This window comes from Mesorhizobium sp. INR15, assembly GCF_015500075.1.
Lineage (GTDB): Bacteria > Pseudomonadota > Alphaproteobacteria > Rhizobiales > Rhizobiaceae > Mesorhizobium.
This window is the reverse complement of record NZ_CP045496.1, coordinates 3,848,911-3,869,883: the sequence shown is the minus strand read 5'-3', so window position 1 is coordinate 3,869,883 and position 20,973 is coordinate 3,848,911. Positions and strand designations below refer to the sequence as shown.

Here is a 20,973-nt window from a genome sequence, read left to right as displayed (position 1 = left end):
CGACGTTGAGGATCCATGCCAAAGAGACAAACGGTCGAGGGCACATGGCCAATCTGAACGATCACATGGGCAGGCCAATCGTCGCTGTCACCGGCATCGGCGTGGTAACCTCGCTTGGCGTCGGCAAGACCGACAACTGGGCGGCGCTGACCGCGGGCAAATCCGGCATCCACCCGATCACCCGTTTCCCGGTCGACCATCTGAACACCCGTATCTCCGGCACGGTCGACTTTCTGGCATCAAGCTCGAAGGGTGCAAGCCTCCTTACCTATGAACTGGCCGAGACCGCCGCGCATGAGGCCGTTGCCGAAGCCGGCTTTAACGCGAGCAATTTCGGCGGACCGCTCTTTCTTGCCTCGCCGCCGGTCGAACTCGACTGGAGCGAGCGGTTTTCACTCTACAATTCCGACAAGGAAGATACCGGCACCGAAAGGCTGCTGCGGGTTGCGCGGGGGCTGAAGGAACTCGACATCTTCGAAACCACCCAGTTCGGCTCGATTGCCGACCGGCTCGCCGACCGTTTCGGCACACGCGGCCTGCCGATCACGCTATCGACGGCTTGCGCGTCGGGCGCCACCGCCATCCAGCTTGGCGTCGAGGCGATCCGCCGCGGAGAATGCGATCGGGCGTTGTCGATCGGCGCCGACGGCTCGGCGACCGCCGAGGCGCTGATCCGGTTCTCGCTGCTGTCGGCGCTTTCGACGCACAACGACATTCCGGAAAAGGCCTCGAAGCCCTTCTCCAAGGACCGTGACGGCTTCGTTTTGGCCGAGGGCTCCGGCGCACTTGTGCTGGAATCGCTGGAGGCGGCGCTGGCGCGTGGCGCCACGGTTCTCGGCATCCTGCGCGGCTGCGGCGAAAAGGCCGATGATTTCCATCGCACCCGCTCCAAGCCGGATGGTTCGCCGGCAATCGCGGCGGTGCGTGCCGCTCTTGCCGATGCCGGCCTGAGCGAAGACGAGATAGACTATGTCAACGCGCACGGCACCTCGACACCCGAAAACGACAAGATGGAGCATCTGTCGCTATCGACAGTGTTCGGCGAGCGGATCGGCTCGATCCCGGTCTCGTCCAACAAGTCGATGATTGGTCACACCCTGTCGGCCGCCGGTGCGGTCGAGGCGGCATTTTCGCTGATGACCATGCGTGAAAGCGTCATCCCGCCGACCATCAACTACGACAATCCCGACCCGGCAATCCTGCTCGACGTGGTGCCCAACAAGAAGCGCAACGCCGAGGTCAGCAGCGTTTTGTCGAACTCGTTCGGCTTCGGCGGCCAGAACACTTGCCTTGTCATGGCGCGGGAACCGGTCTAAGCGAGCGCCTTCCGCTCAAACAGAACCGACAGGCTCAATGCGCGCATTGCAACTTATCGAGGACCGCCGTCTTGAAACGGTGGACCTGCCATCTCCCCCACCGCCCGCCCTGGGCGAAGTGACGCTGCGCATCAAGGCCGTAGCGCTGAACCACATCGACGTGTGGGGCTGGCGCGGCATGGCTTTCGCCAAGCGCAAGCTGCCGCTGGTCGTCGGCGCCGAAGCCTCCGGCGAGGTCGAGACGGTCGGCCCCGGCGTTTCCAATCTCCTGCCTGGCCAATTGGTATCCATCTATGGCGCCCGCACCTGCGGGCTTTGCCGCGCCTGCCGCGAAGGCCGCGACAATCTGTGCGAGCATGTCTCCGGCGTGCACGGTTTCCATCTCGACGGCTTTGCCCAGGAGAAGATCAACCTGCCGGCGCGCCTGCTGGTGCCCGCGCCGCCCGGCGTGAGCGATATCGGCGCGGCTGTCGCCCCCGTCACCTTCGGCACCGTCGAACACATGCTCTTCGACAACGCCAGGCTTCAGCCCGGCGAAACGATCCTCGTTCATGCCGGCGGTTCCGGTATCGGTTCGGCGGCCATCCAGCTGGCGAAGCGGATGGGTTGCACCGTCATCACCACCGTCGGTTCGAACGAGAAGATCGACAAGGCCAAGGCGCTCGGCGCCGATCATGTCATCAACTATCGCGACGACCGCTTTGAAGGCGTCGTGCGCAAATTGACCAAGAAGAAGGGCGTCGACGTTGTCTTCGAGCATGTCGGCACCGACACCTTTGCCGCGTCGATGCTGTGCATGAAGCGCGGTGGACGCCTGGTCACCTGCGGGTCGACCTCTGGTGTGTCGACGCAGATCAACCTGATGCAACTGTTCCAGCAACAGCTGAAACTGCTGGGCTCCTTTGGCTGCCGTATGGAAAACATGGCCAACGCCATGCAAAAGATGGCGGCGGGACAGGTCGCGCCGGTGATCGACACCGAAGTCGGCTTTGACGATATCGACGCGGCGTTGAAGCGCATGGAAGGCCGCGACGTCTTCGGCAAGATCATTTTACGCGTCTAGGATCCCGAAAAGTGGCTAGCGGTTTTCGGATCAGATCGTGGACAGTGCCCCACTCCCATTCCATCAGGGTGGAACAGGCTCCAGGAACGCTTCGCCTTGACCAGTGAGTTCAAGAAGGTTCGCCGGGACTTCAAGTTTCGGTATGGCCGGCTGCTCCGCCAGGCCAACTACTGGTTGGTCGCGCGTGTCGCCATGCTGATCATTTCCTTGCTGCGCCTGCTGCCGGTCGACAGTGCGCTGAACTTCGCCGACCGCGTTGCCCGCCGCGTCGGGCCCCGGGTCGGCCGCCATCAAGTGGCTGTCGACAATCTGCGCCTGGCCTACCCCGAAAAGAGCGAAGCCGAAATCCAGGCCATCGCCTCCGACATGTGGGGCAACATGGCCCGCCTCGCCGCCGAGTACATCTTTCTCGACGCCCTGTTCGACTATGATCCGAAGGCGACGACGCCTGGCCGCATCGAGGTCAAGGGCGCCGATCATTTCCTGGAGATCGCCGGCGAGCAGAAGCCGCACATTATTTTCACCGGGCATCTCGGCAATTTCGAGCTGCTGCCGGTGGCGGCGGCTACGTTCGGCATGAACATCACGGCGCTGTTTCGCCCGCCCAACAATCCATATCTCGCCGACTACATCCATTCGACGCGCCGCTCGACCATGGGGTCGCTGCTGCCGTCGTCGACCGGCGCTTCATTCGCGCTGGCGTCGGTTTTGGAGAATGGCGGCAATATCGGCATTCTTGTCGATCAGAAGTTCTCCAACGGGCTTGCGACGACATTCTTTGGCCGGCCCTGCCAGAGCAACCGCGTGCTTGGCACACTTGCCCGGCACTATGACTGCGATGTCTATCCGGCGCGCTGCGTGCGGCTGCCCGGCAACCGCTTCCGGCTGGAGATCGAGGACAAGCTGACATTGCCGCGTGCCGCCAACGGCAGCGTTGATGTTCCTGCCCTCACCCAGCTTCTCAACGACGTGGTCGAGCGCTGGGTGCGCGAGGATCCGGGTCAGTGGATGTGGTTCCACAAGCGTTGGGAAATCAGCATCTGGAAGCGTGGGCCGCGTCCGAAAGCGACGCAGGCAAATTAGGCTGCGCCAGCGAACTGTAAGCGTAAAAAAACCGCGAAGATCGTTCTTCGCGGCTTTTCAAATCGGGTCTTTGGCCCGATGCGCCGTCAACCACCCCCGAACGGCTGGATAATATTCGGCCGATAGGTATCCATCGTGGCGCCGTTACGGTCTTCGTCAAGCAACGTGTCGGAACCGAAGCTCGCCCGCAGGCCGATCACATATTTGTGGATGTTCTCACTCACACCGCTTGTCGACAGATGATCCAGTTGATAGCGGCCAAACACCGAAAGCGGCGTCCCGGAAAACCGATACATAGCCTGCAGTGCCCCGGTTACGGTATTGAGATGCTCGCCACCGAGCGAGATCGTCGAGTAGCCGAGTTCGGCATCGAAGCGAAGATTATCCCGGGCGAAATAGCGCACCACGCCACGGCCGCCCCAGGTGTCCAAATGATCCGACGAACCGCTGGCCCGTATCTGACCATAGTCAACCTGGCCATAGAGTGTCACATTGCCGAAATAGGCCTGAGCCTCGGGGCCGACCGTGAAGTTGTAGAGGTTCTGGCCGCCAAAATTAACGCCGCCATAGCCTTCAATTGTGGCGAATCCGCCAAGAGCGTATGAACTGGGGTCGCGCCAGTAGCCGTGAACCGCGCCGCCATACCCGTAGAGATTCTGTCCCTGGATCCAAAGCGAATCGACAAACGCGTCAGTTTGGACGTTCCAGCGGGAATCGATCGGGAAATTCACCCGACCGGTGCCACCTGCGGTCGTAGCGGACGCATGGTCGCCGGGGACGGTCAGATAGAGCCCCCCGAGATAAGCTTCGACATAGCCTGAGATATGTGGACCTGCGACTTCCGGAGTCATGACGATGGCATCAGCCGCGAACGCGGACGTTGCGGTTGCGGTTGCGGCAATTGCCGCTGCGCCAAGAAGAAGTCGATACATCAGAGCCCTCATAAGTTGCCTGTCAGAAAGCTAGCACAACCGGCGGCGGCTCAAAAACATTAGCGAGACGAAATATGACGTAACGGCACCCTTTTGGGTGCCGATGCGATATTCCTGCAACGTTTTGAGCCGGAATCGCCGAAAACGCGACACCTCGAAGCCTGCCCTCGGGCAATGCGCGGCTGGGGCAGAGAGACAGCGGCATCCGTCTAGTTGGTGACGACGATCCGTGTATTGCCGAAGCCGACTTCCTTCACCATCGAATAGAAGGTGGCGGCATTGGCGGTATGCAGCCTTACGCAACCATGCGAGGCCGGACGCCCAAGCTGCCGGACCGCGCCAGTGCCGTGGATGGCATAGCCACCATGGAAGAACACGGAATACGGCATCGGCGACATATGGTATTTTTTCGAATACCACATCCTCGCCGTCCGCTGCGGCCTATACGTGCCGCGCGGCGTGAAATAGCCGGGCCGCGCGGTGGACACGGTCCACCGGTAAACCTCCATGCCGTACCGGACCGTCATGGTCTGCGAGGACACGTCGATATTTGCTTCCAACATCGCCGCCTGGCTCGCAACCGGCGCGCCAAAGAGTGCGGTTGCCAGCATCGCGGCTACAAGAAAGAACTTTTTCATGCGATCAAACCCCTTTGATTGCCCCTTGCCTGCCTGCCATCACGTTGTTTTTCAGTTTTTTAATGGCAGGTGAACGGGATACCACACACTCCTTGATCAATTGGCCAATTCAATGCGTCCAATTTGAACGATTTTCCCGTGATAGTTGCCGCAACGACACGGCGCCACCGGCCTTCTCCCAACAGGCTTGCAAAACCATCGAGATCGCTGCTCAATCGTCCGAATGAATGAACGACTCCTCAAGGCGATCGATGACCGGGCCGACGACCTGGTCGCACTGACCACCGACCTGATCAGATTTCCAACCATCAACCCGCCAGGCGAGGCCTACCGGCCCTGCGCGGAATACATTGGCGCGCGGCTGAAACGGCGCGGCTTCGAAACCGAGTTCATCCGGGCGGAAGGCACGCCCGGCGACACTGATCGCTACCCACGAGTCAATGTCGTCGCCCGTTTCGACGGGAGATCATCCGGCCCCTGCGTTCATTTCAATTCGCACATAGACGTGGTCGAGGCTGGCGACGGGTGGACCGTCGATCCGTTCGCCGGCCTTGTCAGGGATGGCAAGGTTTATGGCCGTGGCGCCTGTGACATGAAGGGCGGGCTCGCGGCATCCATCATCGCCGCCGAGGCTTTCATGGAAGTTTTTCCCGACTTTCCCGGCGCCATCGAAATTTCAGGCACGGTCGACGAGGAATCCGGCGGCTTCGGTGGCGTCGCCCATCTGGCCGGGCTTGGCTATTTCTCGAAACCCAGGGTCGACCACGTCATCATTCCCGAACCGTTGAACAAGGACCGCATCTGCCTTGGCCATCGCGGCGTCTGGTGGGCGGAGATCGAGACCAAGGGCGAGATGGCTCATGGCTCGATGCCCTTCCTCGGCGACAATGCGGTGCGCCACATGGGCGCCGTGCTCCGGGCATTCGAGGACGAGTTGTTTCCCGCACTCGACCGCAAGATGACGCGCATGCCCGTGGTGCCGGAGGGCGCGAAACGCTCGACCATGAACATCAATTCGATCCATGGTGGCCAGACCGAGGATTTCCGCCCCGGCCTGCCCTCGCCCAACGTGCCCGATTCCTGCCGGCTGACAATCGATCGCCGCTTCCTGCTCGAGGAGGACCTCGGCACGGTCAAAAGCGAAGTGACCGATATTCTCGACCGGCTGAAGCGCGAGCGAAAGAAATTCGACTATAAAATCCGCGACATCATGGAAGTGCTGCCGCTGATGACCGAGCGTGACGCGCCGGTGGTGAAGGCCGTGGCGCAAGGCATCATGGAAATCTTCGACCGCGAGCCCGACTATGTCATTTCGCCCGGCACCTATGACCAGAAGCACATTGCCCGCATCGGCCATATCTATGACTGTATCGCCTATGGTCCGGGCATTCTCGACCTGGCCCACAGGCCTGACGAATGGGTCGGCATCGCCGACATGGTGCAATCGGCCAAGGTCATGGCGATCGGCCTCAATGTGCTGCTACGGAACGGCGCCGGATAGGCCGCCCGCGCCAGCAATCTTCGATCGATCGAGCCGCCTCGAGTAAAAACATTCCTTTTGTTGCTGCAATGCAGCAAGAAACGCAATTTACTCCGCCGCGAAATCACGCTTCTATCCGCCCGGTTCGAGCATTGGGGAGTTGCACGATGAAATTGTGGAAAACCATTCTGGCCGCCGCCACGCTGGCACTGGCAACGGGAACCTCGGCATTTGCCGCCCGCACCGATCTTGTCATCGGCATTCCGCTCGAACCGCCACATCTCGATCCGACCGCTGGTGCTGCCGCGGCGATCGACGAGGTGCTCTACGCCAATGTCTTCGAGGGCCTGACCCGCATTGGTCCCAATGGCGAGGTGCTGCCCGACCTGGCCGAAAGCTGGACGATTTCCGACGACGGCAAGGCCTACACATTCAAGCTGCATACCGGCGTGAAATTCCACGACGGCACCGACTTCGATGCCACCGACGTGAAATTCTCGCTGGACCGCGCCCGCGCCGACAATTCGGTCAATGCCCAGAAAGGCCTGTTCGCGGCCATCGACAAGGTTGATGTCGTCGATCCGGCGACGGTGAAGGTCACGCTGAAGAACCCCGAGGGTTCCTTCCTCTACAACATGGGCTGGGGCGACGCGGTGATCGTGGCGCCGGAATCAGCCGATACCAACAAGGAAAAGCCAATCGGCACCGGTCCCTTCAAATTCCAGAGCTGGGCCAAGGGTTCGTCGATCACCCTGGTCAAGGCGGACCATTACTGGGGCACGCCCCCGTCACTCGAAAAGGCCGAGTTCCGCATCGTGCCGGACGCCGCGGCCTATGTGCCGGCACTGCTTTCCGGCGACATTCAGGCCTTCCCCTTCTTCGATCCCGACAGCCTCGCGCAGATCAAGGACGATCCCCGCTTCAAGGTGGTGATCGGTTCGACCGAAGGCGAAACCATCCTGTCGATCAACAACAAGAAGCCGCCTTTCGACAAGCTGCAGGTCAGGCAGGCGATTTCCTACGCACTCGACCGCAAGGCGATCATCGACGGCGCCTCGGCTGGCCTCGGCCAGCCGATCGGTTCGCATATGTCTCCGGCCAACAAGGATTATGTCGACCTCACCGGCCGCTATCCGCACGATATCGCCAAGGCCAAGGAACTGTTGAAGGAGGCAGGTCTCGAAAACGGCTTCAAGGCAACGTTGAAACTGCCTCCGCCTAGCTATGCGCGGCTTGGCGGCGAGATCATCGCCTCGCAGCTTCGCGATGTCGGCATCAACCTGGAGATCATCCCGGTCGAGTGGGCGCAATGGCTGGACCAGGTGTTCACCAAGAAGGACTACGACCTGACCATCGTCTCCCACACCGAGCCCAACGACATCGATATCTATTCGCGCAAGGATTATTACTTCAACTACGACAATCCTGTCTTCAACAAGGTGATTGCCGACCTGAACCTCACCTCCGACGAGGCCAAACGCAAGGAGCTTTTGGGACAGGCGCAGAAGATCCTGGCCGATGATGCCGTCGTCGGCTTCCTCTACGAATTGCCCAAGGTGGGCGTCTGGGATGCCAAGCTGCAGGGCCTGTGGGAAAACGCACCGATCCAGGCCAATGACCTGACCAAGGTGAAGTGGTCGGATTGATTTTGCCTGTCCTGACAAACTCATGCCCCGGAGCCGAAACAGCTTCCGGGGCATGTGTTTTTCCGGCACGTTGAGCCAATGACCGCCTATCTCCTCAAGCGCCTCGCCATAGCCGCCGCCACGCTGGTGCTGGCCTCGATGGTGGTCTTTGCCGTGCTGGAGATCCTTCCTGGTGATCCGGCTCGCTTGATGCTGGGCCTGAACGCCAGTGCCGACCAGATCGAACTGCTGCGCGACCAGATGGGCCTGAACGCGCCTCTTGCCTGGCGTTATCTGCATTGGGCCGGTGGATTGCTCAGCCTCGATTTTGGCCGCTCCTATACCTATTCGGTCCCGGTCATCGATCTCGTGCGCGAGCGGCTTGCCGTGTCGCTGCCACTGGCGCTGATTGCGCTTGCCCTCTCGACGCTCATCGCCATCCCGGTCGGGCTGTTCTCCGCCAGCCGCCGGGGACGGGCCGGTGACACGATCTCCATGGGCGCTGCCCAGCTCGGTGTCGCCGTGCCGAATTTCTGGTTCGCGCTGATGCTGATCTACCTCTTTGCCGTCTGGCTGCGGCTGGTGCCGGCCGGCGGCTTTCCCGGCTGGAGCGCCGGCATATGGCTGGCGCTGAAATCACTGTTGTTGCCGGCGGTGGCGCTGGCGCTGCCGCAGGCCGCGATCCTGGCGCGTGTTACACGCTCGGCGTTGATCGAGGTGTTGAACGAGGACTATATCCGCACCGCCCGCGCCAAGGGCCTGCCCTATCGCGCCGTGCTGTGGCGGCACGCGTTGCGCAACGCCATGATCCCGGTGCTGACCATTCTCGGCCTGCAATTCGCCTTCCTGCTCGCCGGCACCATCATCATCGAGAACGTCTTCTACCTTCCCGGACTTGGCCGCCTGGTGTTCCAGGCGATCACCCAGCGCGATCTGATTGTCGTCGAGAGCGTCGTCATGCTGCTGGTCGCTGCCGTCATTGCCGTCAACCTCATTGTCGATATCTCCTATGCGGTCGTCGATCCCCGCCTGAGAGGCCGGCAATGACGCTGCATATAGACATCCCCGAGGAGACTTTCGGCGCCATTCTCGCCAAGGCATTCAGGAACCGCTCGTTCGTCATTGGCATGATCGTAACGGCATTTGTGCTTGCGGTCGCTCTCGCCTCCTACATCTGGACGCCTTATGACGTTGCCAAACTGATCATCGCCGACAAGACGCAAAGCCCCTCGCCGGCGCACTGGTTCGGCACCGACCATTTCGGCCGCGATATCCTGTCGATGGTCATGGTTGGCGCCCGCAACTCGATCGCCGTCGCCCTGGTCGCGGTCGGCATCGGCATGGGTGTAGGCGTACCGCTCGGCGCCTATGCGGCCGCACGCGGCGGTCTCGTCGACGAAGCGCTGATGCGGCTCAACGATCTCGTCTTCGCCTTCCCGGCCCTTCTGTCGGCGATCATGATCACCGCCATTTTCGGGCCGGGCGCGGTCAACGCCATCATTGCCATCGGCATCTTCAACATTCCGGTTTTTGCGCGCGTTGCCCGCGCCGGTGCTCTCGCGATCTGGCCGCGCGAGTTCATCCTCGCCGCGCGTGCCGCCGGCAAAAGCAAGGCACGGATCACCATCGAACATGTCCTGCCCAACGTCGCGACTCTGCTCCTCGTGCAAGGCACGATCCAGTTCGCGCTTGGCATTCTCGCCGAAGCCGGGCTTTCCTATCTCGGCCTCGGCGCACAACCGCCCATGCCGAGTTGGGGCCGCATGCTGTTCGATGCGCAAACCCGCATGGTGGTGGCGCCATGGATGGCGATCTTTCCTGGCATGGCCATCGTCATCACCGTGCTCGGGCTGAACCTTCTTGGCGACGGCATCGCCGACATCCTCGATCCGAAATCGCGGCGGCAACGATGAGCCTGCTCGAAATCGAGAACCTGTCGTTGAGCATCGGCGACACTCCGATCCTGAAGAAGGTCGAGCTTGCCGTGGCTCCCGGCGAGGTAATGGGGCTTGTCGGCGAATCCGGCTCGGGCAAGTCCATGACCGCGCTGACGCTGATGCAGTTGCTGCCCCACGCCGCGCGCGCCAGCGGCCGCGTTGTTTTCGACGGCATCGATATTCTCGCCGCGACCGAGGATCAGATGTGCGCGCTGCGTGGCGACGACATCGGCATGGTGTTCCAGGAGCCGATGACAGCGCTCAACCCGGTCAAGACCATCGGCGAGCAGGTTGCCGAAGGCATCCGCTGGCACACCAGGGCAAGCCGCGCCGAAGCCGAGGACCGGGCGAGGAAAATGCTCGACCGTGTCGGCTTGCCCGAAGCACAATTTCCGCTGTCGCGTTATCCGCACGAATTGTCCGGCGGCCAGCGCCAGCGCGTCGTCATCGCCATCGCTTGTGCGTTGAAACCGAAACTGCTGATCGCCGACGAACCGACCACCGCGCTCGACGTGGTGCTGCAGGCGCAGGTCCTCGACCTCCTTCGCGGCCTCGTTGCAGAGAACCGCATGGGCCTGCTGTTGATCTCGCACGATCTCGCGGTCGTGACCGAGATGGCAGACCGCATCACCATCCTGCGCCATGGCGAGGTGATGGAGGCCGGCGACACCGCGCGCACTCTTTCCGAGCAGCTACACCCTTACACGCGCCAACTGGCGCAGGCCTCGATGCATGTGCCGGCGCGCGCCAGGATACATGGCGCCGGGTCGGCCAAGCCGTTGCTCGAGGTCGAGAATGTGACCCGCGATTATCCGGGACGGCGGACCTCTCTGTTCAAGCGCGGGGCCGCGATCCGCGCTGTCGACGACGTCTCGCTGTCGATGACGCCGGGCCAATCCATTGCGCTGGTCGGCCGCTCCGGCTGCGGCAAGTCCACACTCGCCCGCATGATCCTGGCGCTCGACCGGCCGACATCGGGAGACATCCGTTTTCGCGGCGAGATCATCACCGGCAAGGACGAAGCCGAACTGAAGCCGGCGCGGCGCGACATGCAGGTGGTCTTCCAGGACCCCTACGGCTCCTTCGATCCGCGCCAGAAAGTTGAGAAGCTGGTGGCCGAACCACTGCATGTTCTGGAGAAGCAGCCATCCCGCGCCGAGCGGCGCGAAATGGTGGCGCATGCCTTTCACGAAGTTGGCCTCGACCAGCGCGACATGGACAAATATCCGCACGAGTTTTCAGGCGGCCAGCGTCAGCGCCTGTCGATCGCCCGCGCCATCATCACCCGCCCGAAACTGGTGGTGGCCGATGAGCCGGTCTCGGCGCTCGATGTCTCGATCCGCGCCCAGATCCTCGACCTGTTCGCTGACCTCAACCAGAAGCTCGGCATCGCCTATCTCTTCATCACCCATGACCTGACGGTTGCCCGCGCCATCACGGATGAAGTGCTGGTGATGCATGACGGCAGGATCGTCGAGCGCGGCAAGACGAGCGAGGTACTCGATCACCCGCGATCGGACGCAGCCAAGGCTCTGGTTTCAGCAGCGCCTGATCTGCACCGGGCGATCGCCCGGCGGATGCAGGAACAAGGGTGAGCGGCCCGAGGCGCCTATTCTTCAGGCGTCACCACATCGACCGGGCTGATGTCGAGCAAGTCGAGTGTGCGGCGCAGCAGCCGGACTTCGCTCTCGGCAAGCTGCGAATCGGCCTTGGCGATCTCGGCCATGTGGCGCGCCAGCTGCTTGCGCCGCTCGACATCGAGATCGCGGAACAGCGCGATGGCCTGCGAACCATTGGTCTCGTAGCCGAACTCGTTGAGATATTCGATGACGGCGTCGATGCTGGTTTCGGGAATGTCGAAGGCATCCTTGCAGATGCGCCGGAAGGCAACCATCTCGCTCTCGCTGACCGAGCCGTCGGCCAGGATCATGCGGAACAGCATCAGCAATTCCGCCGACAGAATCGGATCGTCCGCCACCTTGCGCACACCCGGGTCGCCGTCGAAGATCGAGCGTATCTGATCCAGCAGAGCAATCGCCATCAGCGTTCCTTTCGAAGCCATCTGGAATACGTAAAGCAATTCGGGGAAAAGTGTGAAGCGGTTTTCCATCCGGGATTGCACCAGACAAGACGTAATCGCGCTTGCGCAAACGGGGTGGCCGTGGTCGAACCCCCATATCCTCACCGCATGCCGCCATCCGCCAATGTTCGATCTCGCCACACAAACTGTCGTCATGCTTGCGCTGGCTGCCTTTGCCGCCGGCTTTGTCGATTCGATTGCGGGCGGCGGCGGGTTGATCACCGTGCCGGCGCTGCTGCTAGCCGGCTTCACACCAGTTCAGGCGCTCGCCACCAACAAGCTGCAAGGCATGTTCGGCTCGGGCTCGGCGACGATCCACTATGCCTCCAAGGGCCATGTCGACCTGCGCCGGCAATTGCCCTCGGCCCTGTTGGCGCTTGTCGGCAGCGCCATCGGCGCCTTGCTGGCGACGATCGTGCCGGGTGATCTGCTGCGGGCGTTGCTGCCGCTGGTGCTGATCGCCATCGCGCTCTACTTCGCGCTCAAGCCCAACATGAACGACGTCGATCGCGCCGAGCGCCTGTCGCCGTTCCTCTTCGGGTTGACGCTCGTGCCGGTCATCGGCTTCTATGACGGCCTGTTCGGGCCGGGAGCCGGTTCCTTCTATATGCTGGCTTTCGTCGCGCTCGCCGGCTACGGCGTGCTCAAGGCGACGGCACACACCAAGCTGCTCAACTTCGCCTCCAACATCGGCGGTTTCATCGTCTTCGCCGCTGTCGGCGTCGTCTACTGGAAGATCGGCCTGATGATGGGTGTTGCCCAGTTCCTCGGCGCCCGCGTCGGCGCCAGCCTCGCCATGCGCATCGGCGCCAGGCTGATCAAGCCATTGCTTGTGGTCGTCTGTCTGGCGCTGGCGGTGAAGCTCCTGGCCGACCCGGCCAACCCGTTGCGAACCCTGATTGGTGTGTAACATCGCGCCTGATAGACTGGCGTTGTTCGAATCATGTTGGAGGAACCAGACATGAATCTCAGCGCACCCACTCAAATTGTTTTCATCATCTCTCTTGTTGTCGCCATCGTCGGCGTTCTCGTCGCACTTGGCGTTCTTGCGTTTATTCCGATCGCATCAGTGTGGATTGTCCTAATCGCTTACATCATTCTTGCCGGCGCCTGCATGATGCGCGGCGCCTGAACAATCCAACTTCAAGCATTTCCAGGCGCTCGGCCAAAAGCCGGGCGCTTTTTTGATTTTAGACAATGCTCTGCTAGGTTCTCCAGCGTAGGGAGAGCATTGATGCCGGTCGAGACGCAGCGCCAGAACGAACAGGATCGGCACATCGCCGGCCGGTTCGAGATGTTGCGGCACATCCCCGGGCCACGGCTTGAAGGCATCGTTACCGACATTCTCGGCTACCGCGAAACGGCTCCCGGCCACTTCCGCAACGTCGAATACGCCTCATTGACCGTGCCGCTGGTGATCAGCTTTGCCGAGCCCTTCGCCATCGGCCTTGGCAAGGACCCCGGCCACAACGACCGCTTCGCCAGTTTCGCCGCCGGCCTCTATGCCGGCCCGGTGGTGATCGAATCCTTCGGCGGCTCCTGCTGTGTCCAGGTCAACTTCACGCCGCTCGGTGCGCGCCGCTTTTTCCGCCAACCGATGAGCGAACTGGCTGACCGCATGCTCGGTCTTGACGATGTGCTCGGCCTCGAAGGCATCACGTTGCGCGAGAGGCTGGGCAATGCGCCGGACTGGAGCGAGCGCTTCGCCATCGTCGAGATGTTCGTCGCCGGCCGGCTCGCCGATGCCCGCGAAACACAGACCGAGATTGCATGGGCCTACGACAGGATCATCATTTCTGGCGGCCGCACGCGCATTTCATCGCTTGCCGAAAAGCTGGGCTGGAGCCGCAAGCATCTCGCGGGAAAGTTCACCGATGCGACCGGCATGGGTCCGAAGACGCTGTCGCGCATCGTCCGCTTCAACCGCGCGCTCAACTTGTCGCGGCAACAGGCCAGCGACTGGGCCGACATCGCCGCCGATTGCGGCTACTCCGACCAGGCGCATCTGGTGCGTGAATTCCGCGACCTTGCCGGCGAAACGCCGACATCGCTTTCAGTACAAGCGTAAATCTGCCGCTCCTTTCCGCGAATGCAGGTAACATTTCTTCAAGACGCCTGAGCGGCCTTCGCCCAGAGTGGGTTATCGACCAACCCAACGAAGGAGAATGTCATGCCCGCATCAAGTGAACCGCCACGGCTCTACCCGACGCTGCGCTACAGGAATGCCTCTGAAATGATCGACTGGCTGGGCGAGGCTTTCGGCTTCACCGTCCGCGAGCGTCATGGCCAGGGCGATGTCGTGCACCATGCCGAACTGGTCTTCGGCTCCTCGGTGATCATGATGGGCACCGCGCGCGAAGACAGGTTCGGCAAGATGGTCGGGATGCCCGGCACCAGCGGCGGCAAGGCGATCTATGTCGCCGTCGATGACGCGGATGCAGCTTATGCCAAAGCGAAGAAGGCCGGCGCCGAAATCCTCGAAGAGCTGAACGACCGCGACTATGGCAGCCGCGAATTCATCTGCCGTGATCCGGAAGGCAATATCTGGTCCTTCGGCACCTATTGGCCGAAGGTTGGAGAAAAGGCCTAGAAACGGAGGCTACCGCGCCAGGCCAAAGATCGCGTCGCAGTCGAGATGGGTTTCCAGTTCGGCGGCGATCTCGTCCAGCGCCCGCTCGACTTCGGCGCGATAGTCGATGCCACCGCCCTGCACGCCCAGGCTTTCGAGAAACCTTGTCCTGAACGCGTCGGCGCCGAACAGCCCGTGCAGGTATGTACCCATCACCTTGCCGTCGGCGGACATGGCGCCGTCATCGACGTTGTTGATGACGGCGGATGGGCGCAGCGTGTCCGGACCGGTGGTGCGGCCAAGGTGGATTTCGTAGCCTTCGAGCGGCAGGTTGAAAGGCACCGAGCGCGCCTTGACATTGCGCACCGTCTTCTCCGGCTCCATCACCGTCTCGACGTCGAGCAGGCCAAGACCTTCTGTCTCGGTGACGCTGCCCTCGATGCCATCGGGGTCACGCACGATGCGGCCAAGCATCTGGAAGCCGCCGCAGATGCCGACGACATGACCACCACGCCTGGCATGCGCGAGGAGATCACGGTCCCAGCCATTCTCGCGGAATTTCAGGAGATCGCCGATGGTCGATTTCGAACCGGGAATGACCACCAGCCCGGCATCGTAAGGCAAGCGCTGGCCAGGTGGCACGAAGACGACTTCGACCTGCGGCTCGGCTTTGAGCGGATCAAGATCGTCGAAATTGGCGATACGGCCCAGCATCGGCACCGCCACTTTCAGCGCGCGCTTCTCGGCCAACGCCAACCGCTCCAGCACGACGGAGTCCTCTGAAGGCAATCGCGCCGCCGCTTTCAACCATGGCACGACGCCGAAGCAGCGCCATCCCGTGAATTCGTCGATCGACCTGATGCCGTCATCGAACAGCGTGACGTCGCCACGGAACTTGTTGATGAGATAGCCGACGATCATGCGCCGGTCTTCTTCCGGCAGGATCAGATGCGTGCCCGCGACCGAGGCGATGACGCCACCACGGTCGATATCGCCGACCAGCACCACCGGCACATTGGCGCGTGTCGCAAAGCCCATATTGGCAATGTCGCGGCTTCGCAGGTTGATCTCGGCGGGCGAGCCCGCGCCTTCGACGATGACAAGATCGGCACCCTCACCGACCTTGGCCCAGGAATCCAGCACCGCGTCCATCAACTGGCCCTTGAGCGCCTGATAGTCGCGTGCCCGGGCCTCGCCGAAAACCTTGCCTTGCACGATGACCTGCGCGCCGACATCGGTCTGCGGCTTCAGCAGCACCGGGTTCATGTGGACTGTAGGCGCGACACCGCAAGCAATCGCCTGCAGCCATTGCCCACGGCCGATTTCGCCGCCGCCCGCCTCGCCAGGAATATCCGCGACGGCGGCATTGTTCGACATGTTCTGCGGCTTGAACGGGCGCACCTTCAGCCCGCGCTTCCTCGCTGCCCGGCAGAGGCCGGCGACCAGCACCGTCTTGCCGACATCCGAGCCGGTGCCTTGCAGCATGATCGCCCTGACCATCAGTCCCTGCCCTGCGCCACGGTTCCGGTGATGTCGGATTTCTGCGCCAATGGTCCGCCGCGCCAGATGTAGAGCGCCAGCAAGGGCTCCCGGCCCGTGCGCATGGCATGGCTGACATTGGACTTGTGGTGGATCACCTCGCCCGCCGTGCGCGTCTGAAAAGTCCCTTCGCCCATGCGCCATTCGGTGCCGCCGGTCAGCGGAATGTAGATCTCCTCGGCAATGTGGTGATGGTCGGGGTAGACGATGCCGGGCCCGAGAATCAGCAAACCGGCCGCCACCGTGTCATTGGCGAAGGCACCGCGTGTGCCAAAAACCTCCAGCCAGCCATAATTGTCGATGAAATCCTTGCCGAAATCGGCTTCACTGTAAGTCTGGCCCCAGCGAAAGTCGGCGCCGTGCTCGGCAAGCAAGCGCACCAGCGGCTTGGCCTCCAACGGCGCCAGTTCAGCAGCGCGGTCGAGGTGACACAGGCAGGCTAGAGGGTGCGGTTCGAGCGCGCGGGCGGACATGTCCCAGTCAATTCGTGCGACGGCATCTCGCACCAGCGCATCCTCCACTGTGCCGAGATAGCCACGGAAATCTTCAAGCAGCTCATCGAATTTTGTTGTCATGTCTCCGTCCGAACATCGATCCACGCACAGCCGGTCCGCGGATGGTCGGGTTGCGCGGCGGCATCATTGGTCTAGATTGGTGCCCGCGCAAAGCCAAAAACGACAGGCCAACGGGCCGAAAACATCAGGGAGCACGCCATGGACGCCGCGGTCGATGCGAGCACCAGCCAGTTCGAACTCAACGAAGAGCAGCGCGCCATCCAGGAGATGGCGCAGGCCTTCGCCACCGATCGCGTCGCGCCCAACGCGCTTGACTGGGATCGCCGAAAACACTTCCCCGCCGATGTGATCCGCGAGACCGGCCCGCTCGGCCTCGGCGGCATCTATGTCCGCGACGATGTCGGCGGCTCGGCACTTGGCCGGCTCGATGCCGTTCTGATCTTCGAAGCGCTTTCACGCGCCGATCCGGCCTTTTCATCGTTCATTTCGATCCACAACATGGTGGCATCGATGATCGACCGCTTTGGCAATGACGAGCAGCGCCAGCGCTTTCTGCCGAAACTGACCTCGATGGAATGGCTGGCCAGCTACTGCCTGACCGAGCCCGGCTCCGGGTCCGACGCGGCAGCACTGAAGACACGGGCAGTGAAAAGCGGCGGCGACTACGTGCTGAACGGCACCAAGCAATTCATCTCCGGCGCCGGCGACAGCGATGTCTATGCCGTCATGGTCAGAACCGGCTCCGATGGACCAAAGGGTATTTCAACCATCGTCGTGCCCAAGGATGCGCCCGGCCTCTCCTTTGGCGCCAACGAGCACAAGATGGGCTGGCACATGCAGTCGACCCGCCAGGTCATTTTCGAGGATTGCAAGGTGCCGGCCGAAAATCTGCTGTCGGGCGAAGGCGCCGGCTTCGGCATCGCCATGGCAGGGCTCGACGGCGGCCGGCTGAACATTGCCGCCTGTTCGCTGGGCGGCGCGCAATCGGCCCTCGACAAGGCACTGTCCTACACTTCGGAGCGCAAGGCCTTCGGCTCGAAGATCAACCAATTCCAGGCGCTGCAGTTCAAGCTTGCCGACATGGAGACGGAGCTGCAGGCAGCGCGCATTTTCCTGTATGCCGCCGCCTCGAAGCTCGACCGCAAGGCGCCTGATGCCGGAAAATGGTCGGCGATGGCCAAGCGTTTCGTCACCGACACCGGCTTCACCATCGCCAACGACGCACTGCAACTGCTAGGCGGCTACGGCTACCTGCATGACTACGGCATCGAGAAGCTGGTGCGGGACCTGCGCGTCCACCAGATTCTCGAAGGCACCAACGAGATCATGCGCGTTATCATCGCACGCACGTTGATTGGCAGGTGAGGCAGTAGGCAGTAGGCAGTAGGCAGTAGGCAGTAGGCAGTAGGCAGTAGAATGAGCGGCAAGATCAATTCATACAAGGATCTTCTCGTATGGCAGCAGGCGATGGATCTGGCCGTCGCTACCTACTCCTTGACCAAGACGTTGCCAAAAGAAGAATTGTATGGGCTGACCAGCCAAATCCGCCGCTCGGCAAACTCTATCCCCGCGAACATCGCGGAAGGGTATGGCCGCGACAACAGAGGCTCTTATCAACAATTCCTCAGGATTGCCCAAGGCTCCCTGAAGGAGTTCGAAACACACCTCCAGATCGCGGAGCGCATTGGTTTTAGCACGCACGATCAAGCTCATCACATGCTACTGGCGGCCGAGGGCATCGGAAAAATGCTTCGCCAACTTATTATAAAACTTGCACCGGAATAGACTGCCTACTGCCTACTGCCTACTGCCTACTGCCTACTGCCTACTGCCTACTGCCTACTGCCTACTGCCTACTGCCTACTGCCTAACACCAATCACGGAGCTCTATAATGACCACGATCGCCTTCATCGGCCTCGGCAACATGGGCAATCCAATGGCCGCCAATCTGGTCAAGGCTGGGCACACCGTGCATGGCTTCGACCTGATGCCGGAGAACCTGGTGGTTGCCCGCGAGCATGGTGTCGTCATCATGGCCAATGCGCTGGCCGCGGTGAAGGACGCCGATGTGGTCATCACCATGCTGCCCGCCGGCAAGCATGTTCTGTCCGTCTATGAAGACATCGCGCCGAAAGCAAAAAGCGGCGCGCTGTTCATCGATTCCTCCACCATCGACGTTGAATCGGCGCGAAAGGCGCACGCCATCGCCAGCAAGAATGGGTTGCTGTCGATCGACGCGCCGGTATCGGGCGGCACCGGTGGCGCCAGCGCGGGAACGCTGACCTTCATGGCCGGCGGCTCAAAGGATGCCTTCGCCGCCGCCGAACCGGTGCTGAAGCCCATGGCCGGCCGCGTCGTCCATTGCGGCGACGGCGGCGCTGGCCAGGCTGCCAAGATCTGCAACAACATGATCCTCGGCATTTCGATGATCGGCGTTGCCGAGGCCTTTGTGCTGGCGGAAAAACTCGGACTGTCGCACCAAGCGCTGTTCGATGTCGCCTCGACCTCGTCCGGCCAGTGCTGGTCGCTGACCACCTATTGCCCCGTACCCGGCCCGGTGCCGACCTCGCCCGCCAACCGCGACTACAAGCCCGGCTTTGCCGCCGCCCTGATGCTGAAAGATCTGAAGCTGGCGCAGGAAGCAGCCCAGGGTTCCGGGGCGGTGACACCGCTTGGCGCCGAGGCAGCGCAGCTCTACGCACTGTTCAACGCGCAAGGGAACGGCGGCGCCGATTTTTCCGGCATCATTAATTTCTTGCGTGGCGAAAATCGATAAGCGGCTCATATGGCTGCGCTTTTTTCGCCGATTTCGCGACAAACAGGCCAAATTTAGGTTTGCTTAAGCTCTCGATAACTCCCCGGTAACGATGTCCCTATACAACGGACTTCGAGGCGGACATATCGCATCCGCCCGGCGCTCCGGATCAGGTCTCGCGTACCGGAGCCCGTAAGTTTCGCAGTGTTTCAGTAGCGAAGCGCCATGCGTATCTGGCAAAGCCGCGTTCCCGATGGAGCGCGGTTTTTGCGTTTATGCCAGCTCTGCTTCCGGCAGCCCTATATTCCGATCGCTGCATTCGGGATCGGAACATGATCTTCATTGAGCAGAACGATTGGCGCCTCGACACCATCAACCCTGACGACAAGCAGGCGCTGGCTCCATGTTCCGGCCGTGCGAATGGCGGTTGAATACACGGTGCCTTTTCCCTTGGCGCCGTGGACCGGAATGCTGAGCTGCGCCGCGCCAGTGCCATTTGCGTTGACATTGATGCTGCCGCCGATCCAGAAATTGGCGGCCAGATCGTCACCGATCGCCGCCTTGACACGGTCGTCGGCACGGACGGCATCCATCGTCATGTGATAGGCGTCGCTGCCCTTCAGGATGTAGGGGATGCTGCCGATCGTGACGGCAAGTCCGCCGAGCGCCACGACCCAGACGAGCAGTCCGGCGATTGCCCAGTTGCGCTGTGTCTTGCGGAACTGTTCCGCGTCGCGCCACGCGCGGTTCTTCCACGCCCAGCGGCTGCCCCGCGCGCCCAGCACGATGATCATGATGATGTTGACGCCCGGGATCAGTGCTAGCAGCGCAATGAAGGTGCTGTTGCCGATGCCCCAGATCCAGTTGAGGAAGAAAGCGCCCCAATTCCAGCGGTCAAGCTCGGCCGGAATTTCGGCGGGCTGGTTCAGCGGTTGTCCGGCCATGATTCCCCCAATAGGCAAACTGCCTCGGCGGGTTCTAGACCTCAAGGAGAGATATGCGCAAGGCCGCCGCTTGATCAGGCCTTGTTGGACAACCGGCGAAAATTGGCCTTCACGGTACGGCTCGCCGGCTTCAGCGCGGCGCTGATCGACTGCTCCGCCGCCACGCCGTTGAACAGAGACGGCGTGCGGCCGGAAAAGACCTCCGGCCAGAACCGCGATGCCGACTGCAGAAATGACATCTGTGCCGCGAACACACCTTCCGCCAAGGCCACGGTCTTCTCGTTTACAGCCCGCGCGGTCTCGGTGCCCCATGGCCGGCTGCTTTGCGCATCCATCGCCATCAAAGGCAGGCGCATCATCGCCACCATCGGTGCCAGCATCAGGTCGCCGCCGATCGCGGCAGCCTCTCGGGTGCGTCTGCCCTTGCCCGTTCTGCTCATGAAACAAACCCCTTGTCGCGGCCGTGCTGGCCGCTGCCTGACACACTACGCGCCAA

Annotated in this window: 22 protein-coding genes; 15 read left to right on the top strand and 7 right to left on the bottom strand. The window is 61.9% G+C overall.

The window, feature by feature from the left end; genetic code table 11:
- Positions 1-44 precede the first annotated feature (44 nt).
- From GA829_RS18845 to GA829_RS18835, 3 genes are all read left to right on the top strand, one after another.
- The gene (locus GA829_RS18845) at positions 45-1,316 is read left to right on the top strand and encodes a beta-ketoacyl-ACP synthase (protein ID WP_195174206.1); all 1,272 of its coding nucleotides are present in this window, start codon (positions 45-47) and stop codon (positions 1,314-1,316) included.
- Between the two features lie 37 nt (positions 1,317-1,353).
- Complete coding sequence (locus GA829_RS18840) at positions 1,354-2,379, top strand: zinc-binding dehydrogenase (protein ID WP_195174205.1); 1,026 nt, start codon at positions 1,354-1,356, stop codon at positions 2,377-2,379.
- A 96-nt stretch (positions 2,380-2,475) separates the two neighbouring features.
- Positions 2,476-3,462 (top strand): lipid A biosynthesis lauroyl acyltransferase, encoded by a 987-nt coding sequence (locus GA829_RS18835; protein WP_195174204.1) that lies wholly within the window; start codon positions 2,476-2,478, stop codon positions 3,460-3,462.
- An 86-nt stretch (positions 3,463-3,548) separates the two neighbouring features.
- Here GA829_RS18835 and GA829_RS18830 read toward each other — a convergent pair whose 3' ends face one another.
- A complete protein-coding gene (locus tag GA829_RS18830; protein WP_195174203.1) occupies positions 3,549-4,406 on the bottom strand; it encodes a hypothetical protein in 858 nt (285 codons plus the stop codon).
- Positions 4,407-4,603: 197 nt separating this feature from the next.
- Positions 4,604-5,032, bottom strand: coding sequence for a L,D-transpeptidase (locus tag GA829_RS18825; RefSeq protein WP_195174202.1), 429 nt, complete (start codon positions 5,030-5,032; stop codon positions 4,604-4,606).
- Positions 5,033-5,255: 223 nt separating this feature from the next.
- Between GA829_RS18825 and GA829_RS18820 the strand changes: the two genes are divergently transcribed.
- The 5 genes from GA829_RS18820 (at position 5,256) to GA829_RS18800 (ending at position 11,669) form a co-directional block, all read left to right on the top strand.
- Entirely contained in the window at positions 5,256-6,533 is a 1,278-nt protein-coding gene (locus GA829_RS18820) for an acetylornithine deacetylase/succinyl-diaminopimelate desuccinylase family protein (protein WP_195174201.1), read from the top strand.
- A 146-nt stretch (positions 6,534-6,679) separates the two neighbouring features.
- A complete protein-coding gene (locus GA829_RS18815) occupies positions 6,680-8,158 on the top strand; it encodes an ABC transporter substrate-binding protein (protein WP_195174200.1) in 1,479 nt (492 codons plus the stop codon).
- 78 nt (positions 8,159-8,236) lie between these two features.
- A complete protein-coding gene (locus GA829_RS18810; protein WP_195174199.1) occupies positions 8,237-9,184 on the top strand; it encodes an ABC transporter permease in 948 nt (315 codons plus the stop codon).
- Positions 9,181-10,050 carry an ABC transporter permease gene (locus GA829_RS18805; protein WP_195174198.1) on the top strand — a complete coding sequence of 290 codons (870 nt, stop codon included), beginning with the start codon at positions 9,181-9,183 and terminating at the stop codon, positions 10,048-10,050. Before GA829_RS18810 ends, GA829_RS18805 begins: the two co-directional genes overlap by 4 nt.
- Positions 10,047-11,669: an ABC transporter ATP-binding protein gene (locus tag GA829_RS18800; RefSeq protein ID WP_195174197.1), complete on the top strand. Its 1,623-nt coding sequence runs from the start codon at positions 10,047-10,049 to the stop codon at positions 11,667-11,669. The genes GA829_RS18805 and GA829_RS18800 overlap by 4 nt, the downstream gene beginning before the upstream one ends.
- Positions 11,670-11,683: 14 nt before the next feature.
- On the opposite strand, the gene GA829_RS18795 is transcribed toward GA829_RS18800, so the two are convergent.
- Positions 11,684-12,115: a TerB family tellurite resistance protein gene (locus GA829_RS18795; protein WP_195174196.1), complete on the bottom strand. Its 432-nt coding sequence runs from the start codon at positions 12,113-12,115 to the stop codon at positions 11,684-11,686.
- 163 nt (positions 12,116-12,278) lie between these two features.
- Between GA829_RS18795 and GA829_RS18790 the strand changes: the two genes are divergently transcribed.
- The 4 genes from GA829_RS18790 (at position 12,279) to GA829_RS18775 (ending at position 14,744) form a co-directional block, all read left to right on the top strand.
- A complete protein-coding gene (locus GA829_RS18790; RefSeq protein WP_195174195.1) occupies positions 12,279-13,064 on the top strand; it encodes a TSUP family transporter in 786 nt (261 codons plus the stop codon).
- Between the two features lie 51 nt (positions 13,065-13,115).
- On the top strand, positions 13,116-13,286 hold the full coding sequence (locus GA829_RS18785) for a hypothetical protein (protein WP_195174194.1): 171 nt from the start codon (positions 13,116-13,118) through the stop codon (positions 13,284-13,286).
- A 102-nt stretch (positions 13,287-13,388) separates the two neighbouring features.
- Entirely contained in the window at positions 13,389-14,222 is an 834-nt protein-coding gene (locus GA829_RS18780; RefSeq protein WP_195174193.1) for a helix-turn-helix domain-containing protein, read from the top strand.
- Positions 14,223-14,324: 102 nt separating this feature from the next.
- On the top strand, positions 14,325-14,744 hold the full coding sequence (locus GA829_RS18775) for a VOC family protein (protein ID WP_195174192.1): 420 nt from the start codon (positions 14,325-14,327) through the stop codon (positions 14,742-14,744).
- A gap of 9 nt (positions 14,745-14,753) precedes the next feature.
- On the opposite strand, the gene GA829_RS18770 is transcribed toward GA829_RS18775, so the two are convergent.
- Positions 14,754-16,223 (bottom strand): cobyric acid synthase, encoded by a 1,470-nt coding sequence (locus GA829_RS18770; protein ID WP_195174191.1) that lies wholly within the window; start codon positions 16,221-16,223, stop codon positions 14,754-14,756.
- Positions 16,223-16,837 carry a dimethylsulfonioproprionate lyase family protein gene (locus GA829_RS18765; RefSeq protein WP_195174190.1) on the bottom strand — a complete coding sequence of 205 codons (615 nt, stop codon included), beginning with the start codon at positions 16,835-16,837 and terminating at the stop codon, positions 16,223-16,225. The genes GA829_RS18770 and GA829_RS18765 overlap by 1 nt, the downstream gene beginning before the upstream one ends.
- 138 nt (positions 16,838-16,975) lie before the next feature.
- Here GA829_RS18765 and GA829_RS18760 point away from each other — a divergent pair, with 138 nt between their 5' ends.
- From GA829_RS18760 to mmsB, 3 genes are all read left to right on the top strand, one after another.
- Positions 16,976-18,142, top strand: a complete 1,167-nt coding sequence (locus tag GA829_RS18760; RefSeq protein ID WP_195174189.1) for an isobutyryl-CoA dehydrogenase — start codon at positions 16,976-16,978, stop codon at positions 18,140-18,142.
- Positions 18,143-18,193: 51 nt separating this feature from the next.
- Positions 18,194-18,562: a four helix bundle protein gene (locus GA829_RS18755; protein ID WP_195174188.1), complete on the top strand. Its 369-nt coding sequence runs from the start codon at positions 18,194-18,196 to the stop codon at positions 18,560-18,562.
- 107 nt (positions 18,563-18,669) lie between these two features.
- Positions 18,670-19,554 (top strand): 3-hydroxyisobutyrate dehydrogenase, encoded by an 885-nt coding sequence (mmsB, locus tag GA829_RS18750; protein WP_195174187.1) that lies wholly within the window; start codon positions 18,670-18,672, stop codon positions 19,552-19,554.
- Positions 19,555-19,832: 278 nt separating this feature from the next.
- On the opposite strand, the gene GA829_RS18745 is transcribed toward mmsB, so the two are convergent.
- A complete protein-coding gene (locus GA829_RS18745) occupies positions 19,833-20,477 on the bottom strand; it encodes a cytochrome c oxidase assembly factor Coa1 family protein (protein WP_195174186.1) in 645 nt (214 codons plus the stop codon).
- 74 nt (positions 20,478-20,551) lie between these two features.
- The gene (locus tag GA829_RS18740) at positions 20,552-20,917 is read right to left on the bottom strand and encodes a hypothetical protein (protein ID WP_195174185.1); all 366 of its coding nucleotides are present in this window, start codon (positions 20,915-20,917) and stop codon (positions 20,552-20,554) included.
- Between the last annotated feature and the right edge of the window lie 56 nt (positions 20,918-20,973).

Coding starts and splice junctions, on each gene's coding strand:
- GA829_RS18815 (WP_195174200.1), top strand. CDS start 6,680: ATGAAATTGTGGAAAACCATTCTGGCCGCCGCCACGCTGGCACTGGCA.
- GA829_RS18755 (WP_195174188.1), top strand. CDS start 18,194: ATGAGCGGCAAGATCAATTCATACAAGGATCTTCTCGTATGGCAGCAG.
- GA829_RS18740 (WP_195174185.1), bottom strand. CDS start 20,917: ATGAGCAGAACGGGCAAGGGCAGACGCACCCGAGAGGCTGCCGCGATC.
- GA829_RS18760 (WP_195174189.1), top strand. CDS start 16,976: ATGGACGCCGCGGTCGATGCGAGCACCAGCCAGTTCGAACTCAACGAA.
- GA829_RS18780 (WP_195174193.1), top strand. CDS start 13,389: ATGCCGGTCGAGACGCAGCGCCAGAACGAACAGGATCGGCACATCGCC.
- GA829_RS18785 (WP_195174194.1), top strand. CDS start 13,116: ATGAATCTCAGCGCACCCACTCAAATTGTTTTCATCATCTCTCTTGTT.
- GA829_RS18840 (WP_195174205.1), top strand. CDS start 1,354: ATGCGCGCATTGCAACTTATCGAGGACCGCCGTCTTGAAACGGTGGAC.
- mmsB (WP_195174187.1), top strand. CDS start 18,670: ATGACCACGATCGCCTTCATCGGCCTCGGCAACATGGGCAATCCAATG.
- GA829_RS18810 (WP_195174199.1), top strand. CDS start 8,237: ATGACCGCCTATCTCCTCAAGCGCCTCGCCATAGCCGCCGCCACGCTG.
- GA829_RS18825 (WP_195174202.1), bottom strand. CDS start 5,032: ATGAAAAAGTTCTTTCTTGTAGCCGCGATGCTGGCAACCGCACTCTTT.
- GA829_RS18820 (WP_195174201.1), top strand. CDS start 5,256: ATGAATGAACGACTCCTCAAGGCGATCGATGACCGGGCCGACGACCTG.
- GA829_RS18830 (WP_195174203.1), bottom strand. CDS start 4,406: ATGAGGGCTCTGATGTATCGACTTCTTCTTGGCGCAGCGGCAATTGCC.
- GA829_RS18805 (WP_195174198.1), top strand. CDS start 9,181: ATGACGCTGCATATAGACATCCCCGAGGAGACTTTCGGCGCCATTCTC.
- GA829_RS18765 (WP_195174190.1), bottom strand. CDS start 16,837: ATGACAACAAAATTCGATGAGCTGCTTGAAGATTTCCGTGGCTATCTC.
- GA829_RS18775 (WP_195174192.1), top strand. CDS start 14,325: ATGCCCGCATCAAGTGAACCGCCACGGCTCTACCCGACGCTGCGCTAC.
- GA829_RS18790 (WP_195174195.1), top strand. CDS start 12,279: ATGTTCGATCTCGCCACACAAACTGTCGTCATGCTTGCGCTGGCTGCC.
- GA829_RS18745 (WP_195174186.1), bottom strand. CDS start 20,477: ATGGCCGGACAACCGCTGAACCAGCCCGCCGAAATTCCGGCCGAGCTT.
- GA829_RS18770 (WP_195174191.1), bottom strand. CDS start 16,223: ATGGTCAGGGCGATCATGCTGCAAGGCACCGGCTCGGATGTCGGCAAG.
- GA829_RS18800 (WP_195174197.1), top strand. CDS start 10,047: ATGAGCCTGCTCGAAATCGAGAACCTGTCGTTGAGCATCGGCGACACT.
- GA829_RS18795 (WP_195174196.1), bottom strand. CDS start 12,115: ATGGCGATTGCTCTGCTGGATCAGATACGCTCGATCTTCGACGGCGAC.
- GA829_RS18845 (WP_195174206.1), top strand. CDS start 45: ATGGCCAATCTGAACGATCACATGGGCAGGCCAATCGTCGCTGTCACC.